Annotated in this window: 15 protein-coding genes; 10 read left to right on the forward strand and 5 right to left on the reverse strand. The window is 73.0% G+C overall.

The genetic code is table 11. The annotated features are described in order from the left end of the window. The first annotated feature begins 5 nt into the window (after window positions 1–5). The 6 genes from ITJ64_RS17580 (at window position 6) to ITJ64_RS17605 (ending at window position 6666) form a co-directional block, all read left to right on the forward strand. Window positions 6–386: a hypothetical protein gene (locus ITJ64_RS17580; RefSeq protein ID WP_194681961.1), complete on the forward strand. Its 381-nt coding sequence runs from the start codon at window positions 6–8 to the stop codon at window positions 384–386. 271 nt (window positions 387–657) lie between these two features. Next, entirely contained in the window at window positions 658–1359 is a 702-nt protein-coding gene (locus ITJ64_RS17585; protein WP_194681962.1) for a VOC family protein, read from the forward strand. Between the two features lie 55 nt (window positions 1360–1414). Next, window positions 1415–2509 (forward strand): BMP family protein, encoded by a 1095-nt coding sequence (locus tag ITJ64_RS17590; RefSeq protein WP_194681963.1) that lies wholly within the window; start codon window positions 1415–1417, stop codon window positions 2507–2509. 6 nt (window positions 2510–2515) lie between these two features. Then, window positions 2516–3466 carry a nucleoside hydrolase gene (locus ITJ64_RS17595; protein ID WP_370545251.1) on the forward strand — a complete coding sequence of 317 codons (951 nt, stop codon included), beginning with the start codon at window positions 2516–2518 and terminating at the stop codon, window positions 3464–3466. A gap of 23 nt (window positions 3467–3489) precedes the next feature. Next, window positions 3490–5013, forward strand: a complete 1524-nt coding sequence (locus ITJ64_RS17600; RefSeq protein ID WP_194681964.1) for an amidohydrolase family protein — start codon at window positions 3490–3492, stop codon at window positions 5011–5013. 177 nt (window positions 5014–5190) lie between these two features. After that, window positions 5191–6666, forward strand: coding sequence for an MFS transporter (locus tag ITJ64_RS17605; RefSeq protein ID WP_194681965.1), 1476 nt, complete (start codon window positions 5191–5193; stop codon window positions 6664–6666). 62 nt (window positions 6667–6728) lie between these two features. Here the strand turns inward: ITJ64_RS17605 and ITJ64_RS17610 are convergent, their stop codons facing one another. The 3 genes from ITJ64_RS17610 to ITJ64_RS17620 all read right to left on the reverse strand — a co-directional run bounded on the left by ITJ64_RS17610 (window position 6729) and on the right by ITJ64_RS17620 (window position 9722). Then, the gene (locus ITJ64_RS17610) at window positions 6729–7766 is read right to left on the reverse strand and encodes a hemolysin family protein (RefSeq protein WP_194681966.1); all 1038 of its coding nucleotides are present in this window, start codon (window positions 7764–7766) and stop codon (window positions 6729–6731) included. Further along, window positions 7763–9136 carry a hemolysin family protein gene (locus ITJ64_RS17615; RefSeq protein ID WP_194681967.1) on the reverse strand — a complete coding sequence of 458 codons (1374 nt, stop codon included), beginning with the start codon at window positions 9134–9136 and terminating at the stop codon, window positions 7763–7765. Before ITJ64_RS17615 ends, ITJ64_RS17610 begins: the two co-directional genes overlap by 4 nt. Before the next feature lie 235 nt (window positions 9137–9371). Next, window positions 9372–9722, reverse strand: coding sequence for an MmcQ/YjbR family DNA-binding protein (locus ITJ64_RS17620; protein ID WP_194681968.1), 351 nt, complete (start codon window positions 9720–9722; stop codon window positions 9372–9374). A 91-nt stretch (window positions 9723–9813) separates the two neighbouring features. Between ITJ64_RS17620 and ITJ64_RS17625 the strand changes: the two genes are divergently transcribed. The 4 genes from ITJ64_RS17625 to ITJ64_RS17640 all read left to right on the forward strand — a co-directional run bounded on the left by ITJ64_RS17625 (window position 9814) and on the right by ITJ64_RS17640 (window position 12645). Beyond that, on the forward strand, window positions 9814–10251 hold the full coding sequence (locus tag ITJ64_RS17625; protein ID WP_194681969.1) for a hypothetical protein: 438 nt from the start codon (window positions 9814–9816) through the stop codon (window positions 10249–10251). Window positions 10252–10283: 32 nt separating this feature from the next. Beyond that, window positions 10284–10880 (forward strand): DUF1349 domain-containing protein, encoded by a 597-nt coding sequence (locus ITJ64_RS17630; RefSeq protein ID WP_194681970.1) that lies wholly within the window; start codon window positions 10284–10286, stop codon window positions 10878–10880. A gap of 62 nt (window positions 10881–10942) precedes the next feature. Beyond that, complete coding sequence (gene ppk2, locus ITJ64_RS17635) at window positions 10943–11872, forward strand: polyphosphate kinase 2 (protein WP_228509227.1); 930 nt, start codon at window positions 10943–10945, stop codon at window positions 11870–11872. After that, entirely contained in the window at window positions 11869–12645 is a 777-nt protein-coding gene (locus ITJ64_RS17640) for a 4'-phosphopantetheinyl transferase superfamily protein (RefSeq protein ID WP_194681971.1), read from the forward strand. Before ppk2 ends, ITJ64_RS17640 begins: the two co-directional genes overlap by 4 nt. Before the next feature lie 3 nt (window positions 12646–12648). Here ITJ64_RS17640 and ITJ64_RS17645 read toward each other — a convergent pair whose 3' ends face one another. Together ITJ64_RS17645 and ITJ64_RS17650 are read right to left on the reverse strand one after the other, a co-directional pair. Beyond that, complete coding sequence (locus tag ITJ64_RS17645; RefSeq protein WP_194681972.1) at window positions 12649–13959, reverse strand: M1 family metallopeptidase; 1311 nt, start codon at window positions 13957–13959, stop codon at window positions 12649–12651. After that, window positions 13956–17969, reverse strand: coding sequence for a Pls/PosA family non-ribosomal peptide synthetase (locus ITJ64_RS17650; protein ID WP_194681973.1), 4014 nt, complete (start codon window positions 17967–17969; stop codon window positions 13956–13958). The genes ITJ64_RS17645 and ITJ64_RS17650 overlap by 4 nt, the downstream gene beginning before the upstream one ends. Window positions 17970–18001 lie beyond the last annotated feature (32 nt).

The following is an 18001-nucleotide window of genomic DNA, read 5'->3' on the forward strand; positions in this document are numbered from 1 at the left end:
CAGACGTGACGACCGTGGTCCTGCCGCCGAAGCCGAGAACGATGCTGGCCGCGCCCGTCAAGGGCATCGTCGCCGTGGTGCTCTGGGTCATCGCCATCGCCCTCTGGGTCATCGCACCGAACATGACCGACCCGCGTTGGGGCGCGTTCCTCATCGACATCGGCATCGTGCTGGCCTCGGTCGGCTTCGCCGCTCCGACGCTGACGTACTCCACGCCGCTCCGCAACACGATCATCGCGGGCGTCGCCGCCATCGCGCTGTTCGCGCTGGGCGACCTCGGCGAGATCCTCGTGATCAGCTACATGCTGCGCATCCTGGTGCCGCTGCTGGCCCTGTTCTCGGCGCTGTACGCCGTCGTCGGCCGCGTGCGGGTCTGGTACAACTAGCACCTCCGCGCCCGTAACGCACTCGTTCGGGCGCCGAAACACGGCCGTCACACACGCGCCCTAGATTCGAGCCATGAGGTCGTCGCACGAGTCACTGGGGTTCTGCCAGTGGTTCTGCCTGCGCCGGCAGAGCGGTCACCACAACACCGCCGTCTACTCGTTCAACTCCTGACCGCGCCCCGCGTCGAGGCACCGGTCCGCCCATCGGGCGGCTGACCCGTCGCGGGCATTCGCGCGACCAGTGAACGATTCCTCCGGACGGGGTACCCCCATGCGACTCGACGACGTCTGCATCGTGAACAGCGATGTGACCGCCTCCGACGACTTCTACCGCGACACGCTCGGCCTGAAGCGGCGGATGCGCAACGTGCGCTTCGCCGACTTCGTGTTCGACGGCGGGCCGCGGCTGGCCATGTGGCTGCGGCCGAGCATCGCCGAGACGGTGGGCCCCGCCTATCCGTCGCGGGCCGGCCTGCCGTTCCGCGTGGTGCTCGAGGTTCCGGATGCGCGGCCCGGCCCGGTCGCCGACCCCGACGGGTTCGTGCTGACGCTCGCGCCCTCGGTCGCGGGCGGCACCGGGGGCGGCACCAGCCGCCTCGCGGAGGTCGAGCTCGCCGTGTCCGACCCGGAGGCGACGGGCGGGTTCCTCGAGACCCTCGGGTTCTCGCGGGCATGCGGTGACCCGCTGCGCTACGACGGAGGCGACGGCACCGTCATCGCCCTCGTCGCGGCCGCCTTGCTGCCCGGGTCGCCCCGGCTCGCGGAGTTCTCGCAGAACGGCGGGCACGTGATGCTCGCCGTCGAGCTGGACACCGGCGAGCAGGTCGACGCCCTCCACGAATCGCTCACCGCGCGCGGCCTCGCCGCCTCCGGGCCCCCCGCCGTCTACGAGTGGGGCGCCCGGTCGACGTACTTCGTCGACCCCGACGGGTACATCTGGGAGATCTACGCCTGGGTCGAGACGCCCCGCTGATCTCCCCGCACCACCGCACGTCCTTCTTGCACCACCACACCCAAGGAGCACTTCCATGATCCGTTCCACCCCTTTCAGCCGGCTCGGCGCCCTCGGCGCCCTCTCCGCCACCGCCGCCCTCGTCCTGGCGGGCTGCGCCTCCGCCCCGAGTGACGCGAGCAGCGCATCCGGAACCGCCTCGTCGGGCGAGACCGAGGCCCTGCCCTGCATCGTCAGCGACCAGGGCGGCTTCGACGACCAGTCGTTCAACCAGCTGGGCCTCGAGGGCGTCACCATGGCGGCCGAGGCGCTCGGCACCGAGCACATCGACGTCCAGAGCGAGACCGAGAGCGACTACGCGCCGAACATCGCGAGCCTCGTCGACCAGGGCTGCACCACCATCGTCACCATGGGCTACCTGCTCGCGGCGGCCACCGAAGAGGCCGCGACGGCCAACCCCGACGTGCACTTCATCATGGTCGACGACAACACGATCGCCGCCGACAACGTCAAGCCCGTGGTCTGGGACACCTCGCAGGCCGGCTTCCTCGTCGGCTACGCCGCAGCCGACTACACGACGACCGGCAAGGTCGGCACCTACGGCGGGGCGCAGATCCCGCCCGTCACGCTCTACATGGACGGCTTCGCCCGCGGCGTCGAATACCACAACGCCGAGAAGGGCACCGACGTGCAGGTCGTCGGCTGGAACCCCGACACCCAGGAGGGCCAGTTCACCGGCAACTTCAGCGACATCAACGCGGCGAAGGTGCTCTCGCAGGGCATCCTCGAGCAGGGCGTCGACGTGATCGTGCCGGTCGGCGGTCCGATCTACCAGGGGGCGGCGCAGGCCATCCGCGAGTCGACGACGCCGGTGGCGCTCGTGGGCGTCGACACCGACATGTACGTCAGCGACCCCGAGTACGACGACCTCTGGTTCTCGTCGATCGCGCGGGACATGCCGAAGTCGATCTCCGAGGTCATCCAGGCGTCGGCGACCGGCGACTTCTCGAACGAGCCCTACGTGGGCACGCTCGAGAACGGCGGCGTGCTGATGAGCCCGTTCCACGACTTCGAGTCGAAGGTGGCGCCGACCCTGCAGGGCGAGCTCGACACCATCGAGGCGGGCATCGTCGCGGGCGACATCACCATCGACACCCCCTCGGCCCCGTAGGCGATCGTGCACGAGCTGATCTGCATCACCGACCCGGGGCAGGAGCAGGCCGTGGCGCTGCTCGCGATCCTCGCCTCGCCCGAGGACTTCCACGTGCAGGCGATCGTCGCCGGCGCGGGCAACACGACCCTCGAGAACACCGTCGAGAACGTGTTCAAGGTGCTCGAGCTGGCGGGGCCCGAGACGGATGCTCCGCAGATCCCCGTGCACCGCGGCGTCGCCCGGCCCCTCCTCCGCCCCCTCGTCACGGCCGCGCACGTGCACGGCGAGACCGGACTGGACGGCTACGCCTTCCCGCCCGTCGAGGGCCGGGCGTCGGAGGAGCCGGGGGTCGCCGCGATCATCCGCCTCTGCCGCGCGGCTCCCCCGGGCGGCATCACCATCGCGCAGTTCTGCAGCATGACCACCCTCGCCGTCGCCCTGACGGAGGCGCCCGACATCGCGGAGCACATCGACCAGGTCGTGATGATGGCGGGCGCCTACTTCGAGGTGGGCAACATCACGCCCGCGGCGGAGTTCAACGTCTTCGTCGACCCGCACGCCGCGGCCATCGTGCTCGCGTCGGGCATCCGCCTCGTCATGCTGCCGCTCGACGTCACCCACCAGCTCAGGAACACCCCCGAGCGGCTCGAGGCGTTCTCGGCCCTCGGCACCCGCTGCGGGCGTGCGGTCGACGAGCTGCTGACCTTCTCGCAGGACTTCGACCTCGAGAAGTACGGCTGGGACGGCGCCCCGCTGCACGGCCCCGTCGTGCCGCTGTACCTGCTGCGGCCCGAGCTCTTCCACGGGCGTTCGATCAACGCGCGGGTCGAGACGGGCAGCGAGCTGACGATGGGGATGCTCGTCGCCGACTGGTGGGGCGTCACCGACCTCCCGGCGAACGTGTTCTACGCCCGCGACGTCGACGCCGCGCCGTTCTACGCCGAGCTCACGGCGCGGATCGCGAGGCTGCCGTAGTGGCGCGGGCTACGGTCGAACCCATGCGCACGCCCCCGCCCTCGCCGACACTGTGGCGGAACGCCCTGGTCATCGCCCTCGACGAGGCGCACGGCGCGACCCCCTTCCGCGCCGACGTGCTCGTCGAGGGCACCGACATCCGGGCGGTCGCCGACGTGTCGCTGCCCGGTCGCCCGGTGCCCTCCCCGGGCACCACCGTGATCGACGCGAGCGGGCTGCTGCTGACGCCCGGGCTGGTGAACGCGCACACGCACTCGTGGGAGATCCTGCTGCGGGGCACGAGCGCGCCGCTGCCGCTCGAGGTGTGGACGCTGCTCAGCTACCCGCCGACCGGCGTCGCGCCGGTGCCGTCACGGCTGATCCACCTCCGCACGGTCGTCGCCGCCCTCGAGTCGCTGCGCGGCGGCGCCACCACGCTGCTCGACGACACCGGCGAGCTGCCCGGCCAGACGCCGGCCGGCATCGCGGAGGTCTTCCGGGCGTACGACGCCACGGGCATCCGCGCCACCTGCACCGGAACCGGCATCGACGTGCCCGTCGTCGACCGCCTGCCCTTCGCCGACGAGGTGCTGCCGGCCGAGGTGCTGGCCGCCAGCCGCGACTCGATGCCGCCGAGCGCCGTGGTGCAGGAGGCGTTCTTCGCGTTCTCGGCCGAGGCGCGGATGCTCGCCCGGCCGTACCCCCGCATCCGCTACGCCCTGTCACCGAGCGCCCCACAGCGCGTCACCGACGAGTTCCTGGTGCGGGCGGCGGACCAGGCCCGCGAGCACGGCGAGGTGCTGCACACGCACCTGCTCGAGACGAAGCTGCAGCAGACCCTCGCGCTGAGCCGCTATCCCGGCCGCACCATCGTCGAGCACCTGGACGCCCTCGGCGTGCTCGGCCCGAACCTCACCGTCGCGCACGGCATCTGGCTCACCCCGCACGACCTCGAGCTGCTGGCGGCCTCGGGCGCGACCGTCGCCCACAACCCGGTCTCGAACCTCAAGCTCGGCTCGGGCACGCTGCCCTGGCGGGCGATGCACGACGCGGGGGCGCGGGTGGCGCTCGGCTCGGACGGGGCCTCGAGCAACGACACGATGCGGATGCTCGACGTGCTGAAGCAGACCGCGCTCGCCCACACCCTGGGCGACCCCGACTACCGGCGGTGGCCGCTCGTCTCCGAGGTGCTGCACGCCGGGACGGTCGCCGGCGCCCGCGCCGCCGGCTGGGGCGACCGCACCGGATCGCTCACCCCGGGACTCGCCGCCGACCTCGTGGTCTACGACCTCGCCGCGACCACCGCCTTCACGCCGCTGAATGACGCCGCTCAGCAGCTCGTCTTCGCCGAGAACGGGGCATCGATCGCCGAGGTCTGGGTCGACGGGCGGTGCGTGCTGCGGGACGGGCGCAGCACGCTGGTCGACGAGGAGGCGCTGCTGGCGGAGTTCCGCGCGGAGGCGGCCGCGTACCTCGGGGCGCAGCTGCCGGAGTGGCGGCGGCTGCAGGAGTCGCTCGAGCCCGCGATCCGGGAGGCCTACTTACGAGCCTGGGCGTCGGCGGGGTAGGCTGTCGGTCTGACCAACCCCCGTTGGTGTGGTCGGTCCCCTTCCCTCGTGCCCCCGGGCTGTGCGACAGCACCGCGCCCGCGGGCCCCGCGCCCGGAGCGCGGCAGGGTGGGCCCGATCCGAGGCTGAAAACCTCCGGCATCCCCGCATCCGCATCGAAGCCCGGAGGTCACCTCTATGTCCCGAACCGTCTCAGCCGCCCGCACCCCGAACCGGTGGTGGGCCCTCGTCGTGCTCGCGCTCACCCAGCTCGTGGTCGTGCTCGACGGCACCATCGTCAACATCGCCCTGCCGCAGGCGCAGGAGCAGCTCGGCCTCAGCGACGTCGAGCGCCAGTGGGTCGTCACCGCCTACGCGCTCGCCTTCGGCGCTCTGCTGCTGCTCGGCGGCCGCATCGCCGACTACTGGGGCCGCAAGCGCACCTACCTCGTCGGCATGCTCGGCTTCGGCGTCGCCTCCGCCTTCGGCGGCCTGGCGCAGAACGGCACCGAGCTGATCCTCGCCCGCGGGCTGCAGGGCGTCTTCGCCGCCCTGCTCGCCCCCGCCGCGCTGGCACTGCTGACCGTGACCTTCCCCGGCGGCCGCGAGCGCAACACCGCCTTCGCCGTGTTCGGCACGGTCGCCGGTGCGGGTGCCGCGGTCGGCCTCGTGCTCGGCGGCGTACTCACCGAGTTCGCCGACTGGCGCTGGTGCCTGCTCGTCAACGTCTTCTTCGTGATCGTCGGCCTGATCGGCGGCATGCTGCTGGTCAAGGAGTCCAAGGCCGAGGGCGACAACCGCTACGACGTGCTCGGCGCGATCACCGTCACGCTCGGGCTCGGTTCGCTGGTCTACGGCTTCAGCCTCGCCGAGGGCGGCTGGGGCGAACTCGACACGATCGGCTTCCTCGCGCTCGGCGTCGGCCTCCTCGTGCTCTTCGTCGTGATCGAGCGCCGCGTGGCGCAGCCCCTGCTGCCGCTCCGGATCGTCACCAACCGCGTGCGCGGCGGCGCCTTCCTCGTGCAGGCGCTCGTCGGCAGCGTGATGATCGGCGCGATGCTGTACCTGGCCTTCCACCTGCAGATCGTGCTCGGGCTCGACCCGCTGCCCGCCGGGCTCGCCAGCCTGCCGATGACCGCGGTGATCATGGTCGTCGCGCCCGTCGCCACGAAGCTGCTGCCCGCGATCGGCCCGCGTCCGCTGATGATCGGCGGCCCGCTGATCGCCGCCGCCGGCCTCGTCTACCTCAGCTTCATCACGGCCGACGGCTCGTACCTCGTGCAGGTGCTGCCCGCGCTGATCGTGATCGGCGTCGGCATGGCGATGGTCTTCGTGCCGCTGCAGAACCTCGCGCTCTCGGGCGTCGCCCCGCACGACGCCGGTGCCGCCTCGGCCACCGCGAACTCGGCGATGCAGATCGGCGGCTCGATCGGCCTGTCGGTCTTCACCGCGATCTACGCCTCGGCCGTGGCCGGGTTCTCCCCCGCCGCGGGCACCGCGGCCGGGGTCGCCCAGCTGCAGGCGTTCACGAGCGGCTACTCGGCGGCGTTCCTCGCCTCCGCGGTGGGTCTCGTGCTGGCGTCGGTCATCGCGGCGACGCTCATCCGCGGCTCGAAGGACGAGCTGCTGCCCCAGGCCGCCGACGCCTCGTCGGCCGCGGTGCCCGTGCACTGACCCGGAGGGCCGGCACGGGCATCCGATCGACGGGCGTGACGTGCAAGCGTCACGCGCCGGCGCTACGCGCTCGTCGCGTCGGAGACCTCGCCGACGAGCTCCTCGATGATGTCCTCGAGGAAGAGCACGCCCGTGACCTCGCCCTCGGCGGTCAGCGATCGCGCCACGTGCGAGCCGCGGCGGCGCATGCCCTCGAGGGCGTCCTCGAGATCGGCGTCGCGGGCCACCGAGGTGAGGCGACGGATGCGCTTGCCGGGCACGGGCGCGTCGAAGGCGTCGCCCGCCAGATCCATCACGTCCTTCAGGTGCAGGTAGCCCTCGGGCTCCCCCGCCGCATCCGTGAGGATGTAGCGGGAGTAGCCGTGCGACGCGACCGCCCCCTGGATGTCCCGCGGGGTCGCCCCGGCGGGCAGCAGCACCATCTCGGCGATCGGCACCTCGACGTCGCGCACCTTCTTCGTCGTGAACTCGAACGCGGCGGTGAGCGTGCCCGACGCATCCGTCAGCACCCCCTCGCGAGTCGACTGCTCGACGATCGACGCGACCTCGTCGAGCGTGTACGAGCTCGTCGCCTCGTCTTTCGGCGTCACCCGGAAGGCGCGCAGGATGAGGTTCGCCAGCCCGTTAAGCGTCCAGATCACCGGGCGCACGACCTTCGACACGAACACCAGCGGCGGCGCGAGGATGAGCGCGGCGCGGTCGGGCACCGAGAAGCTGAGGTTCTTCGGCACCATCTCGCCGAACACGACGTGCAGGAAGGTCACCAGCACCAGCGCGATCACGAACGCGACCCCGCCGATCAGCTCGGGGCTGAGCGGTGTGAGCGCGAGCGGGTACTCGAGCAGGTGGTGGATGGCCGGCTCCGAGACGTTCAGGATGACCAGCGAGCACACCGTGATGCCGAGCTGACTCGTGGCCAGCATGAGCGTGGCGTGCTCCATGGCCCAGAGGGTCGTCTTGGCGGCCTTGCTGCCGGCCTCGGCGCGCGGCTCGATCTGCGAGCGGCGGGCCGAGATCACGGCGAACTCGGCGCCGACGAAGAACGCGTTGACGACGAGCAACACGACGAGCCACACGATTCCGGGAACGATGTCGCTCATCGCTGCTCCTCCAGTCGGGTGTCGATGAGGGTGGCGGGGGTGCCGCCTGTGGGGCTCGCGGTCGCGGCGTCGGCGGGCAGCTCCTCGGGGATGAAGCGCAGCCGGTCGAGCCGCAGCCCGTCGACGCGCTCGACCCGCAGCACGCCGCCGTCGATGCCGATCTCGTCGCCGAGCTCGGGCAGCCGGTCGAGCTCGTCGATCACGTAGCCGGCGACGGTCTCGTGATCCTCCTCGGCGGGCACGCGGATGCCCGTGCGGGCCTGCAGCTCGTCGGGCCGAAGGCTCGCGTCGAACGTGATGGAGCGTCCGGTGCGCACGATGCCCGCGCGCAGGCGGTCGTGCTCGTCCTCGAGCTCGCCGACGAGCTCCTCCACCAGGTCCTCCAGGGTGACGATGCCGGCCGTTCCGCCGTGCTCGTCGGTCGCGATCGCGATCTGGAAGCCGTTGCGGCGGAGAAGGCCGAGCAGCGTGTCGATGCCCATCGACTCGGGCACGAAGAGCGGGTCGACCATGAGCTCGGAGACGGGGACGGCCTGCCGGGCATCCGGATCGATGCCGAAGCCCTGCTTGACGTGCACGACGCCGACGATGTCGTCGACACTGGTGCCCGTGACCGGGAAGCGCGAGAAGCCGGTGCGCTGCGCGAGCGCCACGACGTCGGCCGCGGTGTCGTCGGGGGTGACGCTCGCCATGCGCACGCGCGGTGTCATGACGTCGGCCGTCTCGCGCTCGGAGAAGGTGAGGGTGCGGCCGAGCAGCGTCGCGTGGTCGGTGTCGAGCATGCCCTCGAGGGCGGAGCGGCGCACGAGCGAGCCGAGCTCCTCGGCCGAGCGGGCGCCCGAGAGCTCCTCCTTCGGCTCGATGCCCATCGCGCGGATGAGGGCGTTGGCCGTGTTGTTGAACAGCAGGATGACCGGCTTGAAGATCGTCGTGAAGACCACCTGGAACGGCACGACGACCTTCGCGGTCTGGCGGGGCAGCGCCAGCGCGAAGTTCTTCGGCACGAGCTCGCCGATGACCATCGAGAACAGCGTGGCGATCAGGATGCCCAGCACCGCCCCGATGCCGGGAACGACACCCTCGGGGATGCCGACGCCGATCAGCGGCTCGCGGAGGAGCGACGAGATGGCGGGCTCGAAGGTGTAGCCCGTGAGCAGGGTGGTGAGGGTGATGCCGAGCTGCGCGCCCGAGAGGTGGGTCGAGGTGATGCGCAGGGCGGAGATGGTGGGGCCGAGCCGCTTCTCGCCGCGCGCCTGGCGCTGCTCGAGGTCGTGGCGGTCGAGGTTCACGAGGGCGAACTCGCTGGCCACGAAGAACCCGGTGCCGACGGTCAGCACGAGGCCGATCGCGAGCATGGTCAGCTCATACAAGGGTGGGCCCCCTGCGGATGAGCACGCGGGCTGCACCGTCGTGGTGAGCGCCGTGGTTCAGGTCGGCAAGGGGCACGGGCCTGTGATGAGGGGGGTCGTCCATGCCCTCAATCGTACCGGACCCTCCTGGAAAACCCCCTGGACCCCGCCCCCACCCCCCGCCCCCACCCCCTCGGGGTCGCGCAAAGGCCCCTTCGTTCCGCGCCGGAGGGACTTCTGCGCGACCCGGGCGCCCTCAGGGGCGCTGCGCGCGCGGGAGGTTCGCGACCACGAGGTCGTAGGAGTTGACGATCAGGTCGAACACGAGCTCGCCGTCGGAGTCGGGGCCGAGCGTCACCGTCACCCAGTGGCGCTTGTTCATGTGGTAGCCCGGCCGGATGTACGAGTGGTCGCGCACGAGCGCCTCGCCGTGCGCGGGGGCGACCTTGAGGGTGACGCTCTCGACCTCGGAGTCGAGCGGGGTGAGGGCGAAGACCTTGCCCACGACCTTCGCCACCGCGGTCTCGGGCCCGAACGGGCGCTCGTCGGTGGTCGCGGGCAGGGCGGCGCAGGCCTCGAGCACGTCGGCGCGGCGGGTGATGACCATGAGGGCACGCTAGCGCGAACCCCCGACACGAGCATCCGCCCGGCAATTCGACAGCTGTGCAAGGATGGGCCCACGACCGAAGGAGGCCGCCGTGCCGAGTCCGCCCAGCCGCCTGCTCGTCGGGCTCACCCTCGTCGCCGCGGCCGCGGTGCTGACCGGATGCACACCGGCGGTCGACTCGATCGACGCCCTCGAGGCGTACCAGCGCGAGCAGACCGACGCCGACCTCGTGCCGGCCGACGTCGACGGATCCGTGCTCGACGCGGTCGACCCGTCGTCGACGCGCCTCCTCGCGGAGGTCGACGGCACGACGATCTACGCCGCGAAGCCGGCCGCGGGCGACCCCACCATGGACGGCAGCGGCGCCTGCCTCGTGCTCGTCTCGTCGCAGCCGATGGCGGGCTGCGGCAGCCGCCTGCCCGTCACCGTCTCGGGCCCCGGCCCGAACGAGTACTCCCTCTCCCCCCGGATGCCCGACGACGAGGGCTGGACCGAGGTCGTCGACGGCCTCTGGAGCCGCCCGAAGTAGGGCCGACGCCGCCGATGCGGTTGGATGGGGGCATGTCGACGACGATGCCCGCCCTGACCGATCTCGAGTGGAGCCGCGGGGAGGGTGAGGCGGCCGTCGACGGCGGCACCCTCACGCTGACCGCCGCGGCCGGCACCGACTGGACCAACGACGCCGGCGGCGCCGAGCCCCAGCACCGCGCCACGAGCCTCGGTTTCGTTCCCGAGGGCGACTTCCGCCTCTCGGCCCGCGTCCGCGTCGAGGGCGCGCGCAGCACCTTCGACGCCGGCGTGCTCGCGATCTGGGTCGACGAGACGCACTGGGCGAAGATCTGCTTCGAGTGGTCGCCGCAGGGCACGGCGATGGTCGTCAGCGTCGTCACGAACGACTTCTCCGACGACGTGAACTCCACCGACGTCCACGGCGACGCCGTGTACCTCCGGGTGTCGCGGGTCGGGCCGGCGTGGGCGTTCCACTCCTCGGCCGACGGTGTCGAGTGGCGCTTCGTGCGGGTCTTCCGGCTGGCGGGCGCGGGGCCGGTACACGTCGGCTTCCTGGCCCAGGCGCCGCTGGGCGAGAGCTGCACGGCGGTGTTCGACGAGATCGCGCTCGTGCCCGGCACGCTCGGCGAGCTGCGCGACGGGTCGTAGCGGCCACGACCCCCGCCGTTCATCCGCTGTTCGCCGACGCCCGCTACGGTGCCGACGTGACGCTGTTCAACGGCTGGGCCGTTCCCGCCGACCTCGACGACCTGCTCAAGCACTCGGTGCTCGACGACGATGACGACGACCCGGTGCTGCTCGGCACCGACGGCGCGCCCGTCGACACCTGGCGCGAGGGCTATCCCTACGACGAGCGCCTCGACCGCGCCGACTACGAGGCGGGCAAGCGCCTGCTGCAGATCGAGCTGCTGAAGCTGCAGAACTGGATCAAGCTGCACGGCCGCCGCCTCGTGATCGTGTTCGAGGGCCGCGACGCCGCCGGCAAGGGCGGCACGATCAAGCGCTTCACCGAGCACCTGAACCCCCGGGGCGCCCGGGTCGTGGCGCTCGAGAAGCCGACCGAGCGCGAGTCGGGGCAGTGGTACTTCCAGCGCTACGTGCCGCACCTGCCGGCCGCGGGCGAGATGGTGCTGTTCGACCGCTCCTGGTACAACCGCGCGGGCGTCGAGCGCGTGATGGGCTTCTGCACCGACGAGCAGTACGACGAGTTCATGCGCCAGGCCCCGCTGTTCGAGAGCATGCTCACGGGTGACGGCATCGACCTCGTGAAGCTCTGGTTCTCGGTCTCGGCCGACGAGCAGCGCACCCGCTTCGCCATCCGCATGGTCGACCCGGTGCGGCAGTGGAAGCTCTCGCCGATGGACCTCGAGTCGCTCGACAAGTGGCAGCGCTACACCGACGCGAAGGAGGCGATGTTCGCGGCGACCGACACCGCCGACGCCCCCTGGACCGTGGTCAAGAGCAACGACAAGAAGCGCGCCCGCCTCGAGGCGATGCGCCACGTGCTGAGCCTCTACGACTACGACGGCAAGGACGACTCGATCGTCGGCCGGCCCGATCCGCTGATCGTGGGCTCGGCCGCCGACGTGTACGAGCGTGGCGAGAACGAGGCCCAGGCGCCGGGCGGGGTGCCCCGGTGACCCCGCAGGTGCACGTGCGCTGGGTGCCGCTGCCCGCATCAGGCGACGGGGCGCCCGACGTCGAGGCCCTGCTCCCCCTGCTCAGCGACGAAGAGCGGATGCGCGCCGTCACCACCCCCGACCCCCACGTCGCGGCGCGATTCGTGCTCGGGCGCATCGCCGTGCGGCACCTCGCGGCCGAGCTCGCCCGCCCCGCCCCGGGCGCCGAGGCACCGACGCCGGACGAGGTCACCGTCTGGGCGCTCTGCCCCGACTGCGGCGGACCGCACGGACGCCCCCACGTCGACGTGCGGAAGCCCAAGGGCCGGCCGCTCAGCGTCAGCATCGCGCACTGCGCCGCCGGCGTAGTGGTCGCGGCGAGCTGGTCGGGCACCGTCGGCATCGACGTGGAGCTCGCCGACACCCCGGTCGAGGCGATGGCCGCGATCGCCGCGCTCGTGCCCCCGGCCGCCCGGCCGTCCGGCCGCTCCTGGGACCCGGTGCAGCACTGGACGCGCATCGAGGCCGTGCTGAAGGCCGACGGCCGCGCCCTCCGCGTCGACCCCTCGGCCGTGCTCCTCCGCCGCGACGCGGGAGCCCTCACCGCCACGATCGCGGGCGATCCCCCGCGGCCCGAGGGCGAGGCGGAGCCGGTCTACGCCGTGGCCGACCTGCGCCTGGACGACGCGGTACGGGCATCCGTCGCCGTGCTGCCGCGGAAGCCCTCGGCCAAGCCGACCGTGCCCGTGGTCACCTGGCGGCCGCTCGACCTCGTCGCCCCCTCCCCGGTCTAGGCGTCAGGGCAGGGGCGGGAGGGGCGTGGCGTGCAGCCACGCCGCGAACAGGGGCGCCACGGGACGGGCCGAGACCGAGTGCGCGAGCGCCACGAACGCCGGGGTGTCGGCGCTGCCATGGCGGTGCTCCGCCGTCCAGGTGCGCAGCAGCTCGAAGAACGTCGCGTCGCCGATCGTCAGGCGCAGCGCGTGCAGCGTGAGCGCTCCGCGCTTGTACACGCGGTCGTCGAACATCGCCACCGGTCCGGGGTCGGCGACCACGAGGTCCTGCGGGGCGGCGGCCAGCATCCGATGGTGCTCGCGCGCCAGCGCATCCGCCGGTGGCCCGCCCCGCTCCTCCGACCACAACCACTCGGCGTAGCAGGCGAAGCCCTCGTTCAGCCAGATGTCGCGCCAGGCCTTCACGCCCACGCTGTTGCCGAACCACTGGTGCGCGAGCTCGTGCGCGATCAGCCGGTCGCTGCCGTGCCGTCCGTCGACGTGATTCGCCCCGAAGATGGCCATCGCCTGCGCCTCGAGCGGGATCTCGAGCTCGTCCTCGGTCACGACCACGGCGTAGCGGGAGAACGGGTACGGCCCGAAGACCCGGGAGAAGAAGCCGATCATCTCCGGCAGCTGCGCGAGGTCCGTGTCGACCCGCGCCTGCAGCTCGGCCGGGTAGTAGCGGTCGACGGGCACGGCACCCCGGCTCGACCGCACCGTGTAGCGCCCGATCTGCACGGTCGCGAGGTACGCCGAGGTCGGAGCATCCTGTTCGTAGAGCCAGCTGCTGCGCCCGCTGCGGCCCGTGCGCTCGACGAGCCGCCCGCTCGCGGCCACGGTGTAGCCCTCCTCGACGGTGACGCGGAGGCGGTAGGCCGCCTTGTCCTCGGGCCGGTCGTTGCACGGGAACCAGGTCGACGAGCCGATCGGCTGCGACGCCGTGAGCACGCCGTCGGTGAGCTCCTCCCACCCCAGCGGCCCCCAGGTGCTGCGCCGGGGGCCCGGCCGCCCGCCGTACTCGACCCGCACCGTGAAGCGCTGCCCGGCCGGGATCGGCGAGGCCGGCCGCACCGACAGCACGTGCGAGCCCTGCGAGACCCGCGCCGGCCGGGCGCCGTCGACCTTCACCTTCGAGGCCTTGAGCTTGGAGAGCCCGAGGTCGATGCGGTCGAGGTCGACCACCGCCACCGCCGTGATCACGGCGACCCCGTCGAGCCGGTTCGTCTCGACCCGGTAGTCGAGGTCGAGGTCGTAGTGCTCGACCCGGTACGACCAGGTGCCGACGCCCGGCGTGTAGGGGTCGCCCGAGAAGGCGACGCCGCGCCCGGTCACGAGCCGTCCCGAGCGGCCAGGGCGTCCGGCGCCGGCGCGGCGTTCCGGCCCCCCAGCGCCGCCCACCGGTACTCGGCCGTGCGCACCTCGCGCCAGGGCCCGATCGGGTTGCCGCTCCAGCGGCTGCCCGCGGGCACCGTGTCGCCCCGCATCACGAGCGAGGCGGGGCCCACCGTGCCGTCGGCGGCGATCCGCGCGGCGGGCAGGATGACGCTGTGCGGGCCGAGGGTCGCCCCCCGGTCGAGGTCAACGGTGTCGAGACTCATGATCCGATCATGGAACAGATGCGTCTGAACCACACATCCCCGGTTCACCGTCGACGCGTCGGCGAGGGTGACGAGGTCGGCCTCGGGCAGCCAGTACGTCTCGCACCAGACGCCCGTGCCGATCTTCGCGCCGAGGCTGCGCAGCCACCAGACGAGCGCCGGGGTGCCGGTCGCGGCCTGCGCGAACCAGGGCGCGGCGACCATCTCGGTGAAGGTGTCGGCGACTTCGCTCCGCCAGACGAAGCTCGACCAGAGCGGATGCTCGCCCCGCCGGATCCGCCCGATCAGCACCCACTTCGCCACCGTGCTGACCCCCGCGGCCACCGCTCCGGCGACCAGCAGCACGACCCCGCTCAGCACCACCGCGAGCCACAGCCCCACGGAGGCGAGCGCCGCGAGCGCGAACACGACCCCCAGGCCGATCGCGCAGGTGACGATCACGGGGATCACGCGCAGCAGCTCCCACAGGATGCGCGCGACCCGCAGCCGCGCGGGCGGCGAGAAAGTGCGGCTGAGGTCGCCCTCCGCGGCCGTGCGGCGCAGCCGCACCGGCGGCGAGCCGAGCCACGACGAGCCGTTCTTGGCCTTCCGGGGCGCCGACGAGAGCACGGCGACGAGGCCGTCGCGCGGCACCCGGTGGCCCGGCGCCGCCATGCCGGAGTTGCCGAGGAAGGCGCGTTCGCCGATCTCGGCGCGGGCCACGTGCATCCAGCCCCCGCCGAGCTCGTAGGAGGCCACGAGGGTGTCGTCGGCGAGGAAGGCCCCGTCGCGCACCGTCGTCATGGCCGGGATGAGCAGCACCGTCGACGCCTCGACGTCGCGCCCGATGCGGGCACCGAGCAGCCGCAGCCAGACCGGCGTGAACAGCCCCGAGTAGAGCGGGAACAGCAGCGTGCGGGCCTGGTCGAGCAGCCGCTCGGTCGACCAGATCTGCCAGCCGACCCGCCCCCGCACCGCGTGCACGCCCTCGGTGACCCCGAGGCCGAGCAGGCGCGTGAGCGCCACGACGAGCACGGCCAGCACGACACCGGCGACGAGCGTGCCGGGCACCACCGCAGCAAGGCTCCGCACGGCCGCGTCGCCGAGGTCGGCGGCTCCGCGGGCGGCCGCCAGCACCACGAGCGCTCCGGCCGCGAGCGCGACGACGGGCACCAGCGCGAGCACGATCGACGACAGCCCGTAGGCGATCAGCCAGGCGGGGCGGCGGGCCGGGCGCTCCTCGGGCCACCAGCCGCGGGCCTTGCCGACGCGGGCGGCGGGCGAGCCGGCCCAGCGCTGACCCGACGGCACCCGCCCGAACACCGAGGAGCCCGGGTCGATCTCGGCGCGCTTGCCGATCCGGGTGCCGGGCAGCAGCGTGCTGCGCGCGCCGATGCTGGAGCCCGCCCCGATGCGCACCGCGCCGACCCGCAGCACGTCGCCGTCGACCCAGTAGCCCGAGAGGTCGACCTCGGGCTCCACGGCGGCGCCCCGGCCGATCGTCAGGAAGCCGGTCACGGGCGGCAGCGCGTGCAGATCGACGTCGTCGGCGATCCGGGCGCCGAGCGCGCGGGCGTAGAGCGCGATCCAGGGCGCCCCCGCGAGGCTGACGGCCCCCACCTGGTGCGCGATCTGCTCCGCGAGCCAGAGCCGCAGGTGCCACGAGCCGCCGCGGGGATGATCGCCCGGCTCCAGCCCGCGCAGCAGCAGCCGCGACGCCAGCACCGAGATGCCCATCCGGCCGAACGGCGTGGCGAACAGCAGCAGCCCGACGATCAGCAGCCAGAGCGGCACGGTCGGCAGCCAGTCGAAGCCGCCGAACGGCACGAGGATCGCGGAGGCCGTGAACAGGTAGACCAGCCAGCGCAGCCCGGCGAGCACGAACAGCGGGATGCCGAGCACCGTCTGCAGCACCTGCATGCGCCGCGGGGTGGGCGCGACCGGCTCCCGGCCCGGCCCGGCCGGGGTGCCCGCGGCATCCGCTTCGTCGGAGCGGGAGCGCAGCTCGTCGGCCATCGCGCCGAGCCGCGGGTGCGCGTAGACGTCGGCGACGGTGAACTCGGGGTCGATCTCGCGCACGCCCGCGACGAGCTGGGCGGCCGCGAGCGAGCCGCCGCCGAGGTCGAAGAAGTTCGAGCGGTCGTCGGTGACGGAGGCGCCGAGCACCCCCGTCCAGAGGGCGGCGAGCCGCGCGGTGAAGGGGTCGTCGATCGCGGGGGCGTCGCCGTCGCCGATCGGCGCCGCGCCCGGAAGCGGCCACGGCAGCGCCTTCTTGTCGACCTTGCCCGAGACCCGCACGGGCAGCTCGTCGAGCACGGCGATCAGCGGCACGAGCGCGGCGGGCAGCTCCTCGCGCAGGCGCGCGACGGCGGCCTCGCGGTCGAATCCGGGCGCCACGACGTAGCCGACCAGCATCGCGGTGCCCGCCGCGGTCTGCTGCACGGTGACGGCGGCGCCCGCGACGCCCGGCAGCGCCTGCAGCGCGGCCTCGATCTCGCCGAGCTCGATCCGCCGGCCGCCGACCTTCACCTGGTCGTCGGCCCGGCCCTGGAAGACGAGCCCCTCGGGGTCGTAGCGCACGAGGTCGCCTGAGCGGTAGGCGCGCTCCCAGCCGAGTGACGGCATCGGCGCGTACTTCTCGGCGTCCTTCGCGGGGTCGAGGTAGCGGGCGAGCCCCACTCCCCCGATGATCAGCTCTCCGGATGCTCCGGGCGCCACCGGCTCGCCGTTCTCGTCGACCACCGCCAGCTCCCAGCCGTCCAGCGGCAGCCCGATACGCACGGGGCCGTCGCCGCCGAGCGGGGCGGCGCAGGCGACGACGGTCGCCTCGGTGGGGCCGTAGGTGTTCCAGACCTCGCGGCCCGGGGTGGCGAGCCGCTGGCCGAGCTCGGCCGGCACCGCCTCGCCGCCGAAGATCAGCAGGCGCACGTTCTCGAGCGACTCGGCGGGCCAGAGCGCGGCGAGCGTGGGCACGGTCGAGACGACCGAGATGCCGCGAGCGGTGAGCCAGGGCCCGAGGTCCATGCCGCTCCTCACGAGCGAGCGCGGGGCGGGCACGAGGCAGGCGCCGTGCGCCCAGGCGAGCCACATCTCCTCGCACGAGGCGTCGAAGGCCACGGACAGGCCGGCCAGCACGCGGTCGCCGGGGCCGAGCGGCTCGTCGACGACGAACAGGCGCGACTCGGCGTCGACGAAGGCGGCGGCCGAGCGGTGGCTGACGGCGACGCCCTTCGGGGTGCCGGTCGATCCCGAGGTGAAGATGATCCAGGCGTCGTCGGCCGGCGTGGGCGGCGAGAGCACGGGCAGGCCCGCCGTGCTCGGGTGGGGGTCCCGGGCATCCGCGTCGACCAGCAGCACCTCGGCGGCCGGCGCCGTTCGGGGGCGGTAGCGCAGGGCGCCGGTGAGCACGCCCACCACGTCGGCCTCGCCGAAGACGAGCTCGGCGCGCTCCTCGGGGTCGTCGACGTCGACCGGCACGTAGGCCGCCCCGGCCGCGAGCACCGCGAGGATGCCGACGTACAGCTCGCGGTGACCCGAGGCCATCCGCACGCCCACCCGGTCGCCCCGGCGCACACCGGCGGCGTGCAGCTCGGCCGCGACGGCGATCACCCGGGCCATCAGCTCGCGGTAGCTCAGCGCGCCGTCGCCATCGTCGAGGGCCGAGGCCTCCGGATGCGCGGCGACGGTCTCCCGCAGGATGTCGACGAGCGTGCGGGCCGGAGCGGCCAGCGCGCTCCGGTCGAGCGTGGGCTGCGCGGTGGTCATGCGCCCATGGTGGCGATCTCAGGTGAACAGCA

This window comes from Herbiconiux sp. VKM Ac-1786 (assembly GCF_015350805.1).
GTDB lineage: Bacteria > Actinomycetota > Actinomycetes > Actinomycetales > Microbacteriaceae > Herbiconiux.